This is a genomic window from Bradyrhizobium sp. 132, assembly GCF_023074185.1.
GTDB lineage: Bacteria > Pseudomonadota > Alphaproteobacteria > Rhizobiales > Xanthobacteraceae > Bradyrhizobium.
Genome location: NZ_JADPKY010000155.1, coordinates 31,561 through 49,302 on the forward strand (window position 1 = coordinate 31,561; position 17,742 = coordinate 49,302).

Genomic DNA, 17,742 nt, shown 5'->3' on the forward strand with positions numbered 1-17,742 from the left:
GTGCCGGCCCAATGCGCAAAGACGATGGCAACGGTGACGCTGCCACGCCGTGAGCCGGCACGCTCAAGCACACGGCCCTGCTGCTTTTTCCCGAGTAGAAGTTCAACTTGCGATCGTTTTGAGGCGATGACTTGTCGACTGTTCAAGAACATTTGACTGCTCCCCGATCAGGTTCCCTCCTTCGCTGTCGCGTCCTCCATGATCGGCCCGACTACCGGCTTCACCTTCGAGATCTTATCAATCCGTTTTCGAATCTGTCCCGTCGCCTTTACTTCAAGGAACCGATGGCTGATCGTTGCAACGATAAGCGACGGCGGAAGCGAGACCAGGAAGAACACCAGTTGCGACCCGTGGCCCAACGCATCCACCATACCCGTTCGATACATGATTAGCTTGATCCCGGCCATGACGAGCGGCGGCCAGAGATAAAAACTGAAGCTGATCGTACCCAACCACTGCATGACCTGCCAACGGAGCATTCTTCCGAACGGACCGTTTCCGAGGGACATGCCCAGCAGGAAAATGGTCCCAAAGACGCCACCAAGAACGACAAATGGAAAAGCAAAGATCCAGTCATGGAATGAGAGATGCGCCGGCGTGACAAAGCCCACGTAATCCGTTGCGCTGGCAAGCTCGAGGCCCCTCCAGACAGTCAAGAACAGCACGAAGAAGATAGCCGGGCATTTCGCCAAGGATTGCAATAACGTCGACGATAGATACTTCTCGGCAACAAGCACGCCGCCGATCATCAGGAGCGCGCGGGGGTAGTACACGACGAAGATCAGCGAACCAACGGCCAGCGTCAACGCCAGCGGCCGACTGAAGCCGCTGATCAGGAAGACGACGGCGCATACGCCATAGAACAGGAATTCGTATCCGAGCGACCACGCAGCCGGATTGATTTGAAGGACGTCAATAAATGGAGGCGGCGCGAGCAGATTTGCGCCCACCAGCAGCAGACTTTGACCCTTTCCTGAAAGCCAGCCGAAAATCGCAATCGCGATAACGGTAACCCAGAGGACCGGAAGAATCCTCGCATAGCGGTCAAGGATAAAGGTCACGACCGAGGATGCTCGATACAGGCTTGGCAGAATGACGATTCCGCTGATGCCGAAAAAAAACTCGACACCGAACTTTCCGGTCTGCAGCGCTTCTCCAAACAGCCCCCTGGCAAACAACTCGAACGTCGGGAGTCCGGAATGAACAACGTGATAGACGAATACCATGAGGCAAAACAAACCTCTGGCGCCATGAACGTAGGGGTTAAATCTTGCGCTCGTGTCGTGTTCCATGTGGAAGTTGCCACTGGCTCTAGTATAGAGGGTTAACAGCCTCACGAGCGAGACCAAGGTCGATCGCGATTGTTGTCCCGCGCCGCCCAAGCAGACACTGCTCGCCGAGGCGCCAAGAAACTGGAATCGACGAGTCCGAACATGGTGAGCCTCGATACATTCCCAGCCAGAAGCTCGTCTAACAAGCGCGCTGCAGCAGCGTCAAGTGACGAGAGCAACAGCGTCATTTTCGCGCATATCGCCTTCATTCTGTGCATTTGCATGCAGCGCTTCGGACTCCTCGTAGGAACCGGACAGATCTTCTTTTCGTTGTTCGGATTCTTTGCGCTCGTCGCGTGGGGATGGTGGGTTGGTCTTGTGCGCCTTCGCGGACCGCAGACTCTCGCGTTCGGACTTGTCGTCATCTGGTTTCTCGTCAGCGCAGTCGCCGCAGCCGAATCTCCTGATCGCGGTGTGGAGACCAGCCCGGCGTCGCTTGCGATGGTTCTTGTCACGAATTCGATCTTCCTATTCGGACCCTCAACAAGATTCTCGAACGAGGCCGTCCTTCCCACTTTCCTGTTCTATGTTCGCTTGTGCGCCGTTCTGGCCATCGTTCAGATTGTCTTCCAGTTCGGCGGCATACGCATCTTCTCATTCAAGGATGCAATCCCGGCGCTTGATCCGATCCTCGTTGAATCTGCGTACAATCAAAATGCGGTGGAATTTTATGGGTCCTTGAATCGACGCGCGAACGGGTTTTTCCCGATGGAGCCCGGAGCACTATCCCAATTGCTCGCTATAGGTGTAATCGTCGACGTCTTCCTTTTGCGGCGATTTAGCTATCTCCCGCTGTACGCCATCTCATACGTCCTGACTCGATCCGGATCGGGCCTCTTGGTGCTCGCCGTGTCCCTTGGCGTCTATCCCCTGATTGCTCCGCTCAAATCGCTGCGCGTTATCGCCATAGGAGCGATCGCTGTCTTGATGATCGGAACTGCCTACCTCGTTGCGCCGGACCCCTTCGATCCTATCGTTAATAGATTGGACGAATTCAGTTCAACCAAGTCGAGCGGCTATGCACGCTACGTGGCACAACTACAGACCTGGAACTATCTCTTTCAGACCGACAGAGTGCTTATCGGCTCGGGACCTGGCGGATTGGAGCGGTCGCCTGCCTACTTTGGCGGCAGCGGAAATCCCGTTCTCAAGCTCGTCGCAGATTATGGAATTATCGGGCTTATACTTTTCCTGTTTTATCTCCTCCTCTCGATATTCAGGAAAGACAACTCGATGCTCGCATTGACGATGCTGGCTTGCTATCAGCTCGGCGGCGGCAACCTCGCCATGGCTCCATTTCTGATCATGATGGCAATGCTGTGCGTATGGTCGCAGCCGCCAAGCGCCCGTCTGAGGTCGATCCGCCGTCCAGCTTCCGTCCAACGGATGCAGTCCAGCCCTGCCCCGATCATCGAATGACGCGGAATAGACCAAGCAAAGCGCGCAACCATTTCGGCCGCTGGGCAGGCACGTACCGCAAACTCACCAGGGCACGTCGAATGTACCGCGGACTGATCAGTACGCACAAAATCCAGCCCAGCAACGATATGCGCTGGGATCTAGAGAACCCTTGCGGAGTCGCAACGGCCCGAAGCGCATCGGCAGCGATACGCAATGCGCTGTCCTGGGCGATTGGATGGAGATCTGGCCGCAGCTTGAACGACGCGGTCCGCAAACAAAGAAATATGACATTTCTGTTGAGCGCATCGGACGCCACCGGTAGTTTGTCGATGCTCGCGAACTCGGTAAAGAATTTGTAGCGCCGCCGCGTGAGGTCGATCTCTCTCGCAAAGCGGGCATCGTCCAGTTGAAGGAAGGCCCCGTGATTGAGGCCGTGCACGCGATAGTCAGCCAAGGGCTTTGTGATCGTCTCGATATGACCACACGCGGGAGCGGCCGCCAGTAGATAACTGTCCGGCGCCCGGTCGACAAAGTCGGATTCAAAGCCGAAAACACGCTCGACAAACCATCTCGGGTAGGCATTTCCCGACCCCGGCGGCGTCGGATAGGCACCGGTCGTCGTCATCCACCTGCGGATGTCCTCCGAGGCGGGACGGGAGAAGAACTGCGGCAGGACATTTCCAGTCGGCTGCCCCTGTGCGTCGATAACGCGCATCTGAAACTGATATTTGCTCGCGACCTCCAACCAGACGGATGCAATCTCCGTCATCACATCGGGATGCAGGGCATCGTCCGAGTCGAGAAATATGATGACGTCGCCGGAGGATCTGCGAAAGCCGTTCACACAAGACGGCATCTGCCCGGCGTTCGGCTGGCTGATGATCGCGACCTCGTCTGCAAATTCGTTGATGACGTCAAGCGAATTGTCCGTCGAACCGTCATCAACGACGATCACTTCGACTTTCGGCCATCGTATATCCAGTGCGCTGCGGATCGCAGATCCCACGTAAGCGGCGTAGTTGTGATTCGGAATGATGACGGAAAGGCTCGGTAGGTCCGCCCGTTCGGCGCCCCGCACCACAGTGTGTCTTGGTGTCTGCTTCAGCATTGGACGCCGAGAATACTCACGTTGAGGATACTCATCATACGACTGCCGACACAGTATCATGTTCGACAGATATTCAATGACCAGACACTCTGTCTACGAAGAGTGCACTCTCTAGCATGGGTTTTCCATCGCAAGGAAGAGGCAGGTTTGGGATCTGTCCGATCGATGGAACAATTTGTTTGTCATTGTGTTGCCGCAACTGCAACGCTATCCATGCAGAACGAGCAGTGAAGATGTGTAGTAAAGATGCGTGACGAACGATCGACGAGCTCAGATGGTTTCGTGGCGATATGCGTGGCGGTCGTTTCATCGCTCCTGGCAACGACGGCCGATGCACAACTTTCCGGCTACGGACGCACATCTCCACCGATGTATGGCGGCTCCGGCATTTCGACTCGGCCCTCGAATTCAATCCGGCCCATGGAAGGCACTTACGCTCCAAATCACAAGACGCCGGACGGGAAGCTTTGCATATCGATCAATCCGCTAACGCACCCGCAAACTATGAATCCTAAGATCATCGACCAAATTGTTCTAGTTCAAAACATTTGCGGCGAATCGATCCGGGTTCAGGTTTGTTATGCCGGCAGTTCCGATTGCATCGTTGTTCCGCTCGCAGGCTACCAGAAGCTGCAGAGGACGCTGGGAGTCGCGGCTGGGTCAACCAGCTTTCAATTTGAGTATCGCGAACTCTATTGAGCTCGCCGATGCACACCAGCGGTCCTGGCTGGAATGCAGTCCACAACTGTTGCGAGCAATATGCGAGCTTCTCGCGGACCCGCTTCTTTTGTCGATCTCATGCTGCCAGGATCGTGGCATTGTGGATGACTCTGGCAGAACCGATGATCTCGAGAACGTCACACGCACTACGGGTCACAATCATGTTATCGCCGCATGATCAACGGATAGCCAACCAACTGCTCACCCGATTGTCCGCTTATCTGCAGCAGCGGGAAGCTTTCGGCACCCAGCAAACGCCTTGCACGTCAAGCGATCGTGCTCTTTGGAGGCACAGCTCTTGCACCGGCACGTAGTGCAGCTCATCGATCTCCTTCGCTCAGTCGATTACGCTCGGGCCGAAATTCTTCGCACTACATTCAGTATCCTCACTCACGTTGACCCTCGAGCACATGTCCAATCCTACTCAGGCTATCGTATTCGGAGGCGCAGGCTTCATCGGTACCCATCTGATGATGCGTTTGGTCGTTTCCAGGAGCTATAACCGGATCGTGTCGATCGATATCGGCAAGCCGAGAACGCAGGTCGATGGCGTCGAATATGTCCATCATGACGTCCGTGAGCCGATCGATCCGAAGCTCGGGGGCGGAATGCCTGCCGACATCTTCAACCTGGCTGCGATCCACGTCACTCCGGGTCACCCGGAGGGAGATTATTACTATACAAACGTGCTCGGCGCAGTGAACGTCTGCCGATTTGCGAAGGAGACGGGCAGCCGGAATGTCATCTTCACGAGCTCGATATCTATCTACGGCCCGACCGAAGCCCCGCTCGACGAGGATGCGACGCCGGCCCCGGTCAGCGCCTATGGACGCTCCAAATTCTCGGCCGAAGCGATCCATCGCCTGTGGCAGTCGGAGGCCCCGGACAGGCGACTCACGATCGTTCGCCCCGCCGTGATCTACGGACGCTACGAGCGGGGCAATTTCACGCGATTGTCGCGGCTTCTCGAGAGGCGGGCCTTCATCTATCCCGGCCGAACCGACACGATCAAATCGTGCGGCTACGTGAAGGATCTGGTCTCGTCTATGCTGTTCATGGCGCTCCGCAACGACAGTCTCTCGATCTACAATTTCTGCTACGAGCACCGTTACACCATCAGCGATATCTGCTCTGCCTTCTCCCAGGCCGCCGATTACGCCAAGCCAACGATAACCATTCCGATATGGCTGATGAATCTCGCGGTACTTCCATTCGAGATACTTCACGCTGTCGGCATCAAAACCGGCATAAATCGCGACCGGATCAGGAAGTTGTGGTTTTCTACCAATATTTTGCCGAAGCGGCTGGTCGCAAGCGGGTTCAGATTCGATTACGACCTGGCAAGCTCGCTTGCGGAATGGAAACAGGAATCCTCCATCAAGGATTTTGATTGAGATGTCGACCGCTTGATTCTTCGAGCATCCGGACGAATTCCTTTCACCAACGGAACTTCGTGACCGGTGGTCGCCACCACGGCGAATGCTCCGAAAACAAGCTCCCTCGCTGTCCTGCCGTTCGCGCTCGATCAGAAGGCTGAGGATGCGTTCTCGCCCATTGCGATTTTCGATCCATCTGCTCCGCGATCGGCCACACTCAGGCCGATATTGCATTGCAGAATTTGTGGATTCGTCCCGTTGTTCCATCTGCTGGCAGGCGATCTGGTAGATACTTATCCAGCAGATCGGCGAACGATGACCTTCTAAAGCGATTGTCTTCATCCTCAAAGTCGCGGTCCTGAGCGGGTTGGCGGAGATGCACATAGTGACGATTTTGCGGCGAGCGGAACAGGCAATGGCACCCGACGGCGTTGCCGAGAATCCCTTAGCCCTCAATTGCTCAAACAATCTGATTGGCTGCTCCACCGATAGTGTCGGCGGCGTCGGTCAACTTTCGATCGCTGCGACCTCGACCACTGTATCCGCTGCGTCGAACTCTTGCTGACGTCAGGCCGTTGGATACGGCACTTTACACGTTCACGGCGGCGGCAAGACGAGCCTGCTGCCAGGCGTTGCAATCTACAACACGTTCACGTAGGCGGGCCGGATGCTTCAAACCAAAATCACAACTCGTGAGATCGAATCCACTGCGGCCGAGGCCCCGTCGCTGGAGCAGACGATCTCTTCTGCGCTTGCGCTGGTCAGCCGGCAGTATCCCGTGATGATCTTCACGCTGCTCCTGTGCATCTCTCTTGCCGGAGTCTACGTGTTCACGGCACCAAAACGATATACCGGAACCGCTATCCTGATGATCGATAGCCGCAAAATGCAGGGCCTGCAGACGCAAGCGCAGACAACCAGCACCGACAACCCGATCGACTCGGCGATGGTTGATAGTCAGGTCGAACTCCTCAAGTCCGAAGCGATCGCTTCCAAGGTCATCAAGGACCTGAAGCTTGTGGAGTCGTCAGAGTTTATGAGCGACGGCGCCGGAGTGCTCAGCACCATCAGCAACACGATTTCCGGATTATTTTCCAAATCGAAGCCGCCGACGCAAGAACAACTGCTGCGTGGAGCTCTCGCGCGCTTTGCAAACGGCCTCAGCATCAAGCGGGTCGGCGTGAGCTATGTTATTGAGATCTCTTTTCAGGCGTTATCGCAGGAGCAGGCCGCGCAGATCGCCAACGCGGTCGCCGACGACTATATCGTGGACTCGCTCGAGTCGAAATATCAGGCCTCTAGGCGCGCGGCGGTCTGGCTGCAGGACCGATTGAAGGAACTGCGTTCGCAGGCGTCCACCGCCGAACGGACCGTCGCCGACTTCAAGGCCAAAAACAATATCATCGACGCAGGCGGGCGACTGCTCACCGAGCAGCAACTCGCCGAAATCAATACTTCGCTGACAACTGCTCGTAGCCAGCGTGCCGAGGCCCAGGCCAAGCTCGAACGCATCACATCGATATTGAATGCGGACAACGAGGATTCAAAGGTCATTCTGAGCGACTTGGCGACCGTGAGCGAGACGATGGGCAACCCGGTGATCACCAAATTGCGCCAGACCTATCTCGAGTACGCGGCCAAGCAGGCGGATTGGTCGAACCGGTATGGATCGAGCCATCTGGCCGTTGTCAATTTGCGCAACCAGATGCGCGAAATCCGACGCTCGATTATTGACGAACTGCGACGTACGGCCGAGGTGTACAAGAGCGACCTCGAAATCGCCAAGTCACGCGAAGAGTCAAGCCAGAAGAGCTTGAATGATACCATCGCGGTGTCGAACAATACCGGCCAAGCGCAAATTGTCCTGAGGGATCTGGAAAGCAACGCGCAGAGCGCCCGCGCGTTGTCTGACAACTTCCTGCAGTTGTACATGGTCTCGGTTCAGCAGCAGTCGTTTCCCATCACCGAAGCGAGGGTGATCACCCAGGCTGCGTCGAATCTTCCCAACAAGACCTCGCCGAAGACGACACTCATCCTGCTTGCAGCGTTCGTCGGCGGATCGATTCTTGCGGGCATCGTCGCAGTCCTGCTCGACATGATGGATCGCGTCTTCCGAACCGCTTCTCAAGTCGAACGGTTCGTGCACACAAGCTGTCTCGCTTCAATTCCGGTCATAGAGCAAGGTGCCGTGAATGCTACTTCTACGCAGCCCAGCAAAGCGGCCTGGCGGTTCGGCAAACGCGGCAAGTCCAAACCGCAGCAGGCGCCGCCGGGTTACGGAGGACCCGGCGCGATGTTGCCACTCCAGGGATCGGCACCGGGTCCTAGCCAGCCGCGGCCGCATCGCGACCGTTTGCTTTCGACTGAGGAGAGCGTCGGGCGATACGTGATCAACGCGCCGTTTTCGCGGTTCGCGGAGGGATTTCGATCAATCAAGCTGGCCAGCGATCTCGCAAATTACGGTTCAGCGTCTAACAAGGTTTTGGGAATTACCTCCGCCCTTCCCAACGAGGGCAAGTCAACCATCAGCGAAGCGCTGGCACAGACGCTTGCCCAAAGCGGCTGCCGGACACTGCTGATCGACGGTGATATTCGCAATCCGAGCCTCACCGCAAGGCTTACGCCGGCTGCGCCGGTTGGCTTGATCCATGTCATCGTCGGCCAAGCCGACTGGAAGGATGTGGTCTGGATCGACCCGCAGACAAACCTGCATTTTCTTCCTTGTGCTATAACTTCGCGCTTCTCGAATTCGAGCGACCTGCTGGCGTCTCCGCAAATGGAGCACCTGTTCCAACAGCTGCGCCAACACTATGATCGAATCGTTCTCGATCTTAGCCCGCTGGCGCCGGTCGTCGATGTTCGGGCGACTGGAGGCCTGGCCAATTCCTATATACTCGTCATCGAATGGGCGAAGTCGAAAGTCGATATCGTCGAGCGGGTGCTAAGTGAAACGCCGATCGTGCGCGACCGCTTGCTCGGTACGGTTCTTAACAAAGTGAACGTCTCGGTGATGAGCCGCTACGATACGTACGGCGGAGCCTACTATCGTAATCGGTACTACAAGAGGTATGGCTACGTCGATTGACATAAACGCTTCATCTGGACGTGGAGAGTGTTCTACGGCGGCCGGATCGGATCGGCCCCGCCGGGCTTGAGCGACAAACCTCCTCAAGAAGAGGGATTCGATGCGGATTTGGTCGTCTTCGCGCAACAGAGCGGGCGCGACCACGGTGTCGAGCCCGTCTTTAAACCGGCCAATGCACGTGCGGATGTGCGAGTCATTGGTCCGCAGGTGACCGTTTCACGGCATGGAACCGAATGCCCTTGTCTGGCTGTTCCGCCCCAGCGGCGACACAGTTCTACGGTGCAATGAACCATGTTTTTGATCTGACCGTCGAGTACGACATGAAGAATTTGGCTCTAGCGGGGCTTACGTCTGCGTTTATACCCATGCGGGTAATCGTGCTCTGCGTTGGTCTCTTCGTCCTAACGGATCGTTCCAGCCGAGCCGAGCCGCCGCGTCCGGGCGTTTTGAATTGCGCGTCGGGTGTTAGCGCCGAGCAGCGTCGACGTTGTGACGAAGAGACCGTCAGGCAGGTCCAGTCCGGTAGCCAATCGACACAGCTGGAGGGCGGATGGCGATTGGTGAAGAGCAAAAATCCTGACGGCGGCGCCGATGCCATTTCAGTGATGCATGTCGTCGATAGCGCCAAGTCGGATACGCGCCTTGCAGGCTTGAACCTGCAATGCGGGCAGGACGGTATCGAAGTTGTGTTCATCGTTCTCGAACCACTGTCCCGCTCGACGCGACCGAACGTGGCGTTGATAGCAGGAGAAAAGCGTACAGAGTTCCAAGCATCTGTGATCCAGGGCGGCCTGGCATTGCTACTGCCCGCCGACGCCGCGAAGGTTGCTACCATTGACTGGCAAAACGCAAACGAGCTTTCGGTCGAAATCGGGGCGCCGCCGACTGCTATCCGTGGAGCGGTGCCGATCGCAGGCCTGGCTACGGCTCTGGGTTACTTGCAGCACAACTGCCGCGCTCGATAATTCCGCCGACGAACAGAACTTTCATGCCGATCAATCCCTGCAAACTGACTGCGTTTGGCCAGATTGGCGTGCCGCCGACTGGCGATGATTCACAGCGTCGACAATCATCGCAGTCAGCAAGACGGCGTCGCCGTCGCAAGCTCCGCTGTGCGATAGCCAGCAACGTCCGGCTTTTGTCACGATGAACTCACTTTCCGCTTCAAAGTCTCACGGCTTATCGATTGCTCATTGCGTTCTAATCGCATTATTGGCAGCGACTCCGATCTTGGCAAACGCAAACGGCATCTTTGCATGGCACGTGGTTGCGCTTGTTACGGCCGCGATGTTGGCGATCGCGGCAAGAGGACCGGAAGCCGGCACATCTGCCGCGCAGTCGCTGAAGCCATTTTTGCCGGTTTTTCTCATTCCGGTCATCTGGATGGCTTTGCAACTTGTTCAGGTGCCTACTTTTTTGCTCGCAAACCCTATCTGGTCCGCGACTTCGATCGCTTTGAACCAGCCATCGCTACCGGGCCGCATCAGCGTTGATCCCGGTGCGACGTTGCAAAGTCTGGTTCATTATCTGGTCGACGTGGCGCTGCTGGTGTCGACCGTCATCATCGCCAAGGATCGCCAAAGGGCCGACACGATCCTGATCGTATTGTGCGTGGTAACGACTTTCATGTCGGTCGAAGTCCTGCTCGGGCGACTTGATTTGTTCGCTGGAACGATTCCCGAAACGGGCTCGGCTACGAGCCCGTTTCCCGCAGCAGCCGCTTTGGCAGTCTTGGCAAACGGCGCGCTCGTTGCCAGGGCACTCGAACGCCACCTGCACCAACAGGACATCCGCAACCTGGCCTCGGCCCAGTTGTGGATCGGGGTTCTTTCCGGACTATTCGGAATGGCCGCGGCGCTTGCCGCAATGTCGGCCCTGGAACGAGGCGCTTTGTTGGCGGTCACTGGCTGGGGGCTCACTGTCCTCGTTTTCATCGCCGCTGTTCGCCATTTGGGATTTCGCTCCTGGCCATCGGCAATTTTGTTTTCATTCCTTACAGCTGTCGCCGGTCTCATGGCGATGCCGCACTCTCGATCCGCTGGTTTGGATCTCTTCGGTTTCGCAAGGTTTCCTGCGGACGTGGTTGCACCGGCAAAACACCTGCTCTTTGATGCACCGATATTGGGAAACGGCGTCGGAACATTCGGGCTGACTTCGCTAGCCTATCAGGAGTTTGGCACCGCAGCGTCGGCGGCATCTCCTTCGACCGCGATCTTGATCGCTATTGAGTCGGGACGGTTTGCGATTGTGATCCTAGCAGGCTTCGCCGCCCACCTCTTCTTCGTTACCTTTCGCGGCGCGGTTCGACGAGGTCGCGATTTCTTCTTTGCCGCCGTGGCCGCCGCCGGCGTTCTGGTTGTACTTTGCGAGACCTTCCTCGATTCAAGCCTCTCAAGCCGCACGATCCAGATCATCGTATCGGTGATGATCGGACTCGGACTTGCACAATCTGCGGGTCGGACCAGCGGCGCCAACCACTAGGGGCAGCCTGCCCGCGCCATAACATTGTCTTTACAGTAAGTTAGTCGATCAAAATGGCCTTCTCGAGCAAATTTCGCATTCTTCTGACTGCGTTGGCGCTGATCATCGGATCCCATGCGATCGTCTCGGCTATGGCGGAGGTGACGGCGTTCGAGCGCGCGACATTTCCTGCCGATGCATCCAGGATCAGCTCGCGCTGGACTGGTGATGTGCCCTCCTTGCTGACAACGCTCTCTCCTTTCGGATCGGAGCTGCAGAGCAATCATGCCTTGATCGCCGCGCTGCAGGCGATCCAGTCAGGCCAGCAGGAGCCGGCGGCCGTACGATCGACGGGGCACGCCGATGCGGTCGACAGAGTCACCCGGACATTATCAATCTCGCCTTACAATCCTGAACTCTGGTTGGCGCTGGCGCTGCTTCAAGCCCAGCGCGACCCGCACGACCCAGTCGTGGTTGAGGCGCTAAAGATGGCGTACTTTATCGCGCCAAACGATGCGCGGTTGATGCCAGTGCGGATCGACATCGCGAGCCGCTTCGATGCGCTTGCTATTCCAGACGTCAAGGACCTAGTACGCAACGACGTTCAGCTTATCTTGACCCGCCGGATTGCGTCGAAATGGGCACTGGTGTCGGCTTATCGGCGAGCATCAGACCTCGGCAAGGCTTTCCTGAAGGATGCTATTGAATCGATCGACCCCTCGTTCCTTGCGGCACTGCGCCGTTGAGCGCCGTGTGCAGTGTGATGAGCGGACCATGATCTGCACCGCTCACAACCTCCTGAAGCTGTTCACCCTCGCAACCGCAACCCCGAGCCGGAGAACCTGCATCAAATCCCCATCGCAATCCCTATCCGGGACGGACTCCTAGACTTCCTGATACATCAGCGCTGCTGCGCTTCGAAAAATAATCCGGATGTCGAGCCAGATGCTCCAATTTCTCGCATACCACAGGTCGCGCTCGACGCGCTCCTCCATCACGTCGATAGTGAGCGTCTCGTCCCGCAAGCCGTTGACCTGGGCCCAGCCGGTCAGGCCGGGTTTCATGTGATGGCGGCAGACGTATTTGCTGATTAGCTGGTCGTAGTAGCTGTCGTCGGCCAGCGCGTGCGCGCGCGGTCCGACCAGGGACATCTCACCTCGCAGCACGTTCCAGAGCTGGGGTAGCTCGTCAATGCTCGTCTTGCGCAAGAAGTGTCCGACTCGAGTGAGCCGCGCGTCGTGCCTCATGAACTGCGCGATCGCGAAGCCGTTCTCAGTCACGCGCATACTGCGGAACCGCCATATCTCGAACGGCTTGCCTTTGACGCCGCGACGCGACTGCCGAAGGACGATCGGACCCGGCGTATCCAGTTTTATCAGGATCGCCGCCGTGATGATGAGCGGCGCGAGCATCAGAAGGGCGAAGGACGCACAGCCAATGTCGAGACAGCGCTTCTGAAGCCGCTCGAGGAGCGTCAAGGGCGGCCCCTGAAACTCAATAGCAACCGTTCCGCTGACCGGCAGAAACGGCCGCGAAACTAGATCCGCGATCGGCAAGTCGGGCAAAATGCGAATCGGCTGCGGAACCATCCGCAGATGCTGGCTGAGCTTCCCCAGCATCGGCAGCTCGTTCCAATCGATTGCCACCAGGTACTCGTCAACCTCGGCGGCGCGCGATTGCCGGATCACATCCGATATCTGCTGATTCCAGACCTTGTCGTCCTGGTCCATTTCCGCGTTGAGCACGCAGTGACGCACGACATCGAAACCGTGCTTGCGAAGATCCTTAAAGCGGTTAGAGGTGAAATCCAGCGGCGCCAAGCTGAGCAGGATAGCCTTGCGGGCGAGCAACCGCTCCTTGGCAAAGGCCGACGACAGGCAGTAGCGCCAGATCACGCGGTGCGCGATGAGCGCGACCGCTCCCAACACCGCGAATAGGACGATTGTCCCGCGGGACAGGTCGGACGCCGACTTCAGCAGGAAGGCGAGGACGGCGAGCGTGGCGAGCGCGAACAGCCAGACGCCGAGGAGCTTGCGAGCTTGCCAGAGCGTATTCGACAATCTGTGGCAATCATAGGCGCTCCGATGATAGGCGGCCACGATGAACACAATGCCGACTATGACTCCAGCACCGATCCCAGCATCCGACACGTTCATGAACTGACGATAGAGCGCGCTCGCAGCCCTGCAGCTCAGCAGGATGAGCAGGAAGTCGACCGCGATGATGAAAAGCTGAAACGGTCTATGCAGTGGGCTGCCGCGGCTCGACGTGGATACGCGGAGATTATCTGAGCCGTATGTGGTTGCAGGCATCTCGAAACTCTTCACTTCAACGGCGGTAGCCGCACGAACCCAAAAGCGAACAAACACAATGAATTTGGGGCGAAAAGGACGAGAACAACGCGAGATGGCTCGCATCAAACTGATGCCATCCAAGCTTGGATTCGTGCAGTCTGCAGACGGAGGTTGCTTGCGAAAAACAGCGACATTGCGGCGCCGCATCAACAAACTTGACTCGCCATGCAATTATGAGCCGCTGGTTCGATCGCTGGCTCAATCGGTCAATTGGTATCGAGCGTATGCTTTCACCGTGGCCATGTTGGCCTGAATGTGTGGGTCGTTAGGGCCCTAGATCTGCTGGACTGTTTCTGACGACATTGTGCTTGGCCCGGCCCGAGCGCCCCAAGCGAGCGGCTCGGTGCGGCCAGGCGCTTCCGCCCGAAGGCGTGGCTCGTCGCGTCAATCGCAGACCGTAGTTGCCCGGTCCACAAACCACGATTGTTGCCGTAGCCGGCTTTTGCCCGAATTGATAAAGGTAGCCGTGGCGCAACTCACCTAAACGGTCTCGCGACGCGGAAGGGAGCCGGCCGACGCTCCTGATCCGCGACTCCCCCTTTCCTTCTGAGGCTCCGACGAATTCTTTACTATCTCTCGATCCTGCTTTTTGGGTAAGACTGGATGCTGAAGATACTTATAATACTGAGCGTGTGGCTGCTGCTGAACGTTCTGTTCGTTCTGATTGTGGTTCCCGCCCGTAAATCGCGCTCTCGACCCGACGCGTCGGGAACGACTCTTGCGCCGGTGCCGATCGACAAGCATCAAGACCGCTTCGATCACGACGAACCATTGTCCCTTCGCCACCCTTTCGTATCAATTGCAATGCGAGTCTTCTTTGCCTTCGCCGCTCCGCTACGCGATGCGATCGTGCGACTTTGGAAGAGGGCACGGGGACATCAGACTTAGGACGGCGGGGCACCAGTCAACGCCAGGTTAACGCAACACCGCGGACGATCCTTGTTGCTTCTCCATGGGCTTCATGCCGGCGCTAGTAGGCCTCCTTCTGGAACAGCACAGTGGATGCGGTCCGCGCCATTATCTTGAGGTCGAGCCAAATGCTCCAGTTCCTCACATACCAGACGTCATATTCCACTCGCTTTTCCATTAGGTCGATGGTCGGGGTTTCCCCCCGGAAGCCATTGACCTGAGCCCAGCCTGTCAGGCCCGGCTTCATATGATGACGGTATACGTAGTTGCTGATGATCTCGTCGTAATAATTGTCATGGGCGAGCGCATGCGGGCGCGGCCCGACCAGGGACATGTCGCCGCGCAAGACGTTCCAAAGCTGTGGCAATTCGTCGATGCTTGTCATGCGAAGAAAACGCCCGAGCTTGGTGACCCGCGCATCCAGCTTGGTGGCTTGGGTAATCGTCCGCCCGTTTTCGCAGACCGTCATGGTCCGAAATTTCCAGATCTCGAAAGGCTTGCCGTTGAACCCTCGGCGCGACTGGCGGAAGATGGCAGCTCCCGGCGAGTCGAGCTTGATCAGAACGGCGACTGTCAGCAGCAGTGGTGTGAGTATGACGAGCGCCAACAAGGCTACCCCTACATCGAGACAGCGCTTTTGCAGGCGCTCGAACACGGTAAGCGGAGGTCGCTGGATTTCGATCGCCACCGTGCCGCTGACCGGCAAGAACGGGCGCGAGACGAGATCGGCGATCGAATTGTCTGGTAGCACGCGAATCGGTTGCGGCACTGCGCGTAGATGTTGCCCAAGTTTGGGCAACATCGGGAGCTCATTCCAGTCGATTGCAAGGAGGTACTCGTCGACGTCAGCCGCGCCGGACTGCCGGATGACGTCGCGGATCTGCTTCTCCCAGGCGCTGTCGCTGTTATCGCTGCCAAGCACGAAGTGGCGCATTACGTCGAAGCCGTTCCGACGCAGATCCTTAAAGCGGCTCGAGGTGAAGTCGAGCGGTTTCAGGCTCAGCAAAATCACCTTCCGATCGACCAACCTGCTCCTGGCATAATTTGTTCCCAGCACGAACTGCCAGACAAAACGCAGACTGATCAATCCAGCGCCGCCGATTGCGGCGAAAATGATCACCGTGCCGCGGGATAGATTGTCCGTCGACTTCAGCAGAAATGCAGCGACAGCGAGGATCGTCAGCGACGCCAACCATATGAAGACGGCCTTGCGCAGCTGCCAGACGAGATCCAGCAAGCGGTGTGTGGCATAGACATCCTGGAAATACGCGACCGAGACGAACACAACGCCGACAATCAATCCGGCACCCATCGATGCTCCGTCGACCGTCGAAGCGATCGCAGCGCTATAAATCGCAGCTCCCGCGCCATAGCTGAGCAGGATCAGCAGAAAGTCAGCAGCAATGACGACGACTTGAAAGGGCCTCTGCAAAGCAGAGGCGCGCCCTGACGAGAGTGCACCAATATTTTCGGAGCCATAAGTCGCAACAGCCATTCGAACCTCTGTCATCGAGAGTGCTTGACGTTGATCCGTGATGCTGAAGATCCGTCACTTCCCCGGTGCTAACCTGTTAAGTGATCACAGCGATATTGTGGCGCTGCACGCACAATTTTTGCGACGCCACTATGCGTCGCGGTTTGCCACGATTCCCGTCGCGTGTTGTTGAAGATCGCGTCACAATGCTGACATACGATCGGGCTCGATGCCCTATTTTGAATCAAGTTCCCATCGAACGAGATGCGCGTTGTATGGCCAACCGCTCAGCTCACCCATCTTTGAAGCGTCCCGTCGAGTCGATTACTAGAAATTCTAGAGATTGCGCTTTAAAGCTGTATCGGCACAAGCCGTCGTCCGCCGGCATGCATCTTTCCAGCCGAGCGTTTGAGCAATGCAGCCCGGCGAAGGTGCCTGATTTACGCGGCGCGTGTCGACAAACCAGGCAACAATCGAACGCCACGCCTTCGGCGCAATCGGGCTGTCAGAGAGGTGGGCTGTCTTTTCTGCTCCTTGCCCGCAGACCGGCTTGACGAAATTATCCCCACCACCCCAGCGAGTACGCGCGCCACGGTATCTCTTGCCGTATCTCTTGCCCGATCTCGCCCGCCGATTCACAAGCCGCAACTGCCGGACGGCGTTCGGATCTACGCCATCTCCGATATTCACGGCTGCTCGCATTTGCTGCAGCCCATGCTGGGGGTGATCGACGCTGACGTCACCCGCAGTCGGCCGGCCCATGCGATCGAGGTATTCATGGGCGACTATATCGATCGCGGCCCGAACACACGCTCCACGCTCGAGATCCTGGTCGAGCGAAGCCGGCGGGGAAACGCGGTCTTCCTCAAGGGAAATCACGAGGCGTTTCTGGTAAGCGTTTTCGAAGACCGTCCTTGATCGAAGATTGGATTCGCATCGGCGGCGCCCAGACACTGATGTCATATGGGCTCGCGCCGGATCTGACGCGCGACGGTCCCGCGTCGATACTCCGCGATTTGATTCGCGCAATGCCGGGCGAGCATCTCGAATTCCTGGACGATCTGCGGCTTAGCTATACCTGTGGGGACTTCTTCTTTGTCCACGCCGGCGTTCGCCCGGGTGTACCTTTGGCCGAGCAACGAGAACACGATCTGCTCTGGATTCGCGAAGAATTTCTTCGGAGCGAAGAGCGGTTCGGCAAGTATATGTCCATGGTCCCACGCCGGTTCGTGCCGCCGAAGTCCTGGCGAATCGCGACAATGTCGATACCGGTGCCTACGCGACGGGCAATCTGACCCTCATGAGCATACAAGGCAGCCGGATGCTCGCGGTTTGACCAACCAGCGAAGGTTTGCTGATTGTCCACGGTAAAGATGCTCCCGAAGGACCGAGTTGAGTTCGGACGTCACGGGCTGGGGACTTCACCTAGGGTCTGTTGGGATTCATCTGGAGTTTATCGCGGCCGCGGCCAGATAGATCATTGAAGTGAAGCTCTGGTCGGTCTTGTCGGCGCGCATTGCGATG

General features: G+C 57.4%; 11 protein-coding genes and 1 pseudogene. 8 read left to right on the forward strand and 4 right to left on the reverse strand.

Features of this window, described 5'->3' with window-relative positions; translation table 11 throughout:
- Positions 1-167: 167 nt before the first annotated feature.
- Positions 168-1,292 carry an acyltransferase gene (locus IVA74_RS32820; protein ID WP_247351174.1) on the reverse strand — a complete coding sequence of 375 codons (1,125 nt, stop codon included), beginning with the start codon at positions 1,290-1,292 and terminating at the stop codon, positions 168-170.
- A 141-nt stretch (positions 1,293-1,433) separates the two neighbouring features.
- Between IVA74_RS32820 and IVA74_RS32825 the strand changes: the two genes are divergently transcribed.
- The gene (locus IVA74_RS32825; protein WP_247351175.1) at positions 1,434-2,750 is read left to right on the forward strand and encodes a hypothetical protein; all 1,317 of its coding nucleotides are present in this window, start codon (positions 1,434-1,436) and stop codon (positions 2,748-2,750) included.
- Here the strand turns inward: IVA74_RS32825 and IVA74_RS32830 are convergent.
- A complete protein-coding gene (locus IVA74_RS32830) occupies positions 2,740-3,840 on the reverse strand; it encodes a glycosyltransferase family 2 protein (protein ID WP_247351176.1) in 1,101 nt (366 codons plus the stop codon). The genes IVA74_RS32825 and IVA74_RS32830 overlap by 11 nt on opposite strands.
- Positions 3,841-4,134: 294 nt before the next feature.
- Between IVA74_RS32830 and IVA74_RS32835 the strand changes: the two genes are divergently transcribed.
- From IVA74_RS32835 to IVA74_RS32860, 6 genes are all read left to right on the forward strand, one after another.
- Positions 4,135-4,539, forward strand: a complete 405-nt coding sequence (locus IVA74_RS32835) for a hypothetical protein (protein WP_247351177.1) — start codon at positions 4,135-4,137, stop codon at positions 4,537-4,539.
- A gap of 431 nt (positions 4,540-4,970) precedes the next feature.
- Positions 4,971-5,954, forward strand: coding sequence for an NAD-dependent epimerase/dehydratase family protein (locus IVA74_RS32840; protein WP_256467554.1), 984 nt, complete (start codon positions 4,971-4,973; stop codon positions 5,952-5,954).
- Positions 5,955-6,603: 649 nt separating this feature from the next.
- Positions 6,604-9,021, forward strand: coding sequence for a polysaccharide biosynthesis tyrosine autokinase (locus IVA74_RS32845; protein ID WP_247351178.1), 2,418 nt, complete (start codon positions 6,604-6,606; stop codon positions 9,019-9,021).
- Between the two features lie 560 nt (positions 9,022-9,581).
- Positions 9,582-9,986: a hypothetical protein gene (locus tag IVA74_RS32850; RefSeq protein ID WP_247351179.1), complete on the forward strand. Its 405-nt coding sequence runs from the start codon at positions 9,582-9,584 to the stop codon at positions 9,984-9,986.
- Between the two features lie 265 nt (positions 9,987-10,251).
- Positions 10,252-11,502 carry a hypothetical protein gene (locus IVA74_RS32855; protein WP_247351181.1) on the forward strand — a complete coding sequence of 417 codons (1,251 nt, stop codon included), beginning with the start codon at positions 10,252-10,254 and terminating at the stop codon, positions 11,500-11,502.
- Between the two features lie 53 nt (positions 11,503-11,555).
- On the forward strand, positions 11,556-12,227 hold the full coding sequence (locus IVA74_RS32860; protein WP_247351183.1) for a hypothetical protein: 672 nt from the start codon (positions 11,556-11,558) through the stop codon (positions 12,225-12,227).
- Between the two features lie 138 nt (positions 12,228-12,365).
- On the opposite strand, the gene IVA74_RS32865 is transcribed toward IVA74_RS32860, so the two are convergent.
- Both IVA74_RS32865 and IVA74_RS32870 read right to left on the reverse strand, forming a co-directional pair.
- Complete coding sequence (locus IVA74_RS32865) at positions 12,366-13,916, reverse strand: exopolysaccharide biosynthesis polyprenyl glycosylphosphotransferase (RefSeq protein ID WP_247351184.1); 1,551 nt, start codon at positions 13,914-13,916, stop codon at positions 12,366-12,368.
- Between the two features lie 889 nt (positions 13,917-14,805).
- Entirely contained in the window at positions 14,806-16,239 is a 1,434-nt protein-coding gene (locus tag IVA74_RS32870; RefSeq protein ID WP_247351186.1) for an undecaprenyl-phosphate glucose phosphotransferase, read from the reverse strand.
- A 681-nt stretch (positions 16,240-16,920) separates the two neighbouring features.
- Between IVA74_RS32870 and IVA74_RS32875 the strand changes: the two are divergent.
- Positions 16,921-17,554, forward strand: a pseudogene (locus tag IVA74_RS32875) (metallophosphoesterase).
- Positions 17,555-17,742: the final 188 nt, after the last annotated feature.

Excerpts from the sequence above, each read along its gene's own strand:
- IVA74_RS32870 (WP_247351186.1), bottom strand. The coding sequence starts at position 16,239 with ATGGCTGTTGCGACTTATGGCTCCGAAAATATTGGTGCACTCTCGTCA.
- IVA74_RS32820 (WP_247351174.1), bottom strand. The coding sequence starts at position 1,292 with ATGGAACACGACACGAGCGCAAGATTTAACCCCTACGTTCATGGCGCC.
- IVA74_RS32845 (WP_247351178.1), top strand. The coding sequence starts at position 6,604 with ATGCTTCAAACCAAAATCACAACTCGTGAGATCGAATCCACTGCGGCC.
- IVA74_RS32825 (WP_247351175.1), top strand. The coding sequence starts at position 1,434 with ATGGTGAGCCTCGATACATTCCCAGCCAGAAGCTCGTCTAACAAGCGC.
- IVA74_RS32840 (WP_256467554.1), top strand. The coding sequence starts at position 4,971 with ATGTCCAATCCTACTCAGGCTATCGTATTCGGAGGCGCAGGCTTCATC.
- IVA74_RS32860 (WP_247351183.1), top strand. The coding sequence starts at position 11,556 with ATGGCCTTCTCGAGCAAATTTCGCATTCTTCTGACTGCGTTGGCGCTG.
- IVA74_RS32830 (WP_247351176.1), bottom strand. The coding sequence starts at position 3,840 with ATGCTGAAGCAGACACCAAGACACACTGTGGTGCGGGGCGCCGAACGG.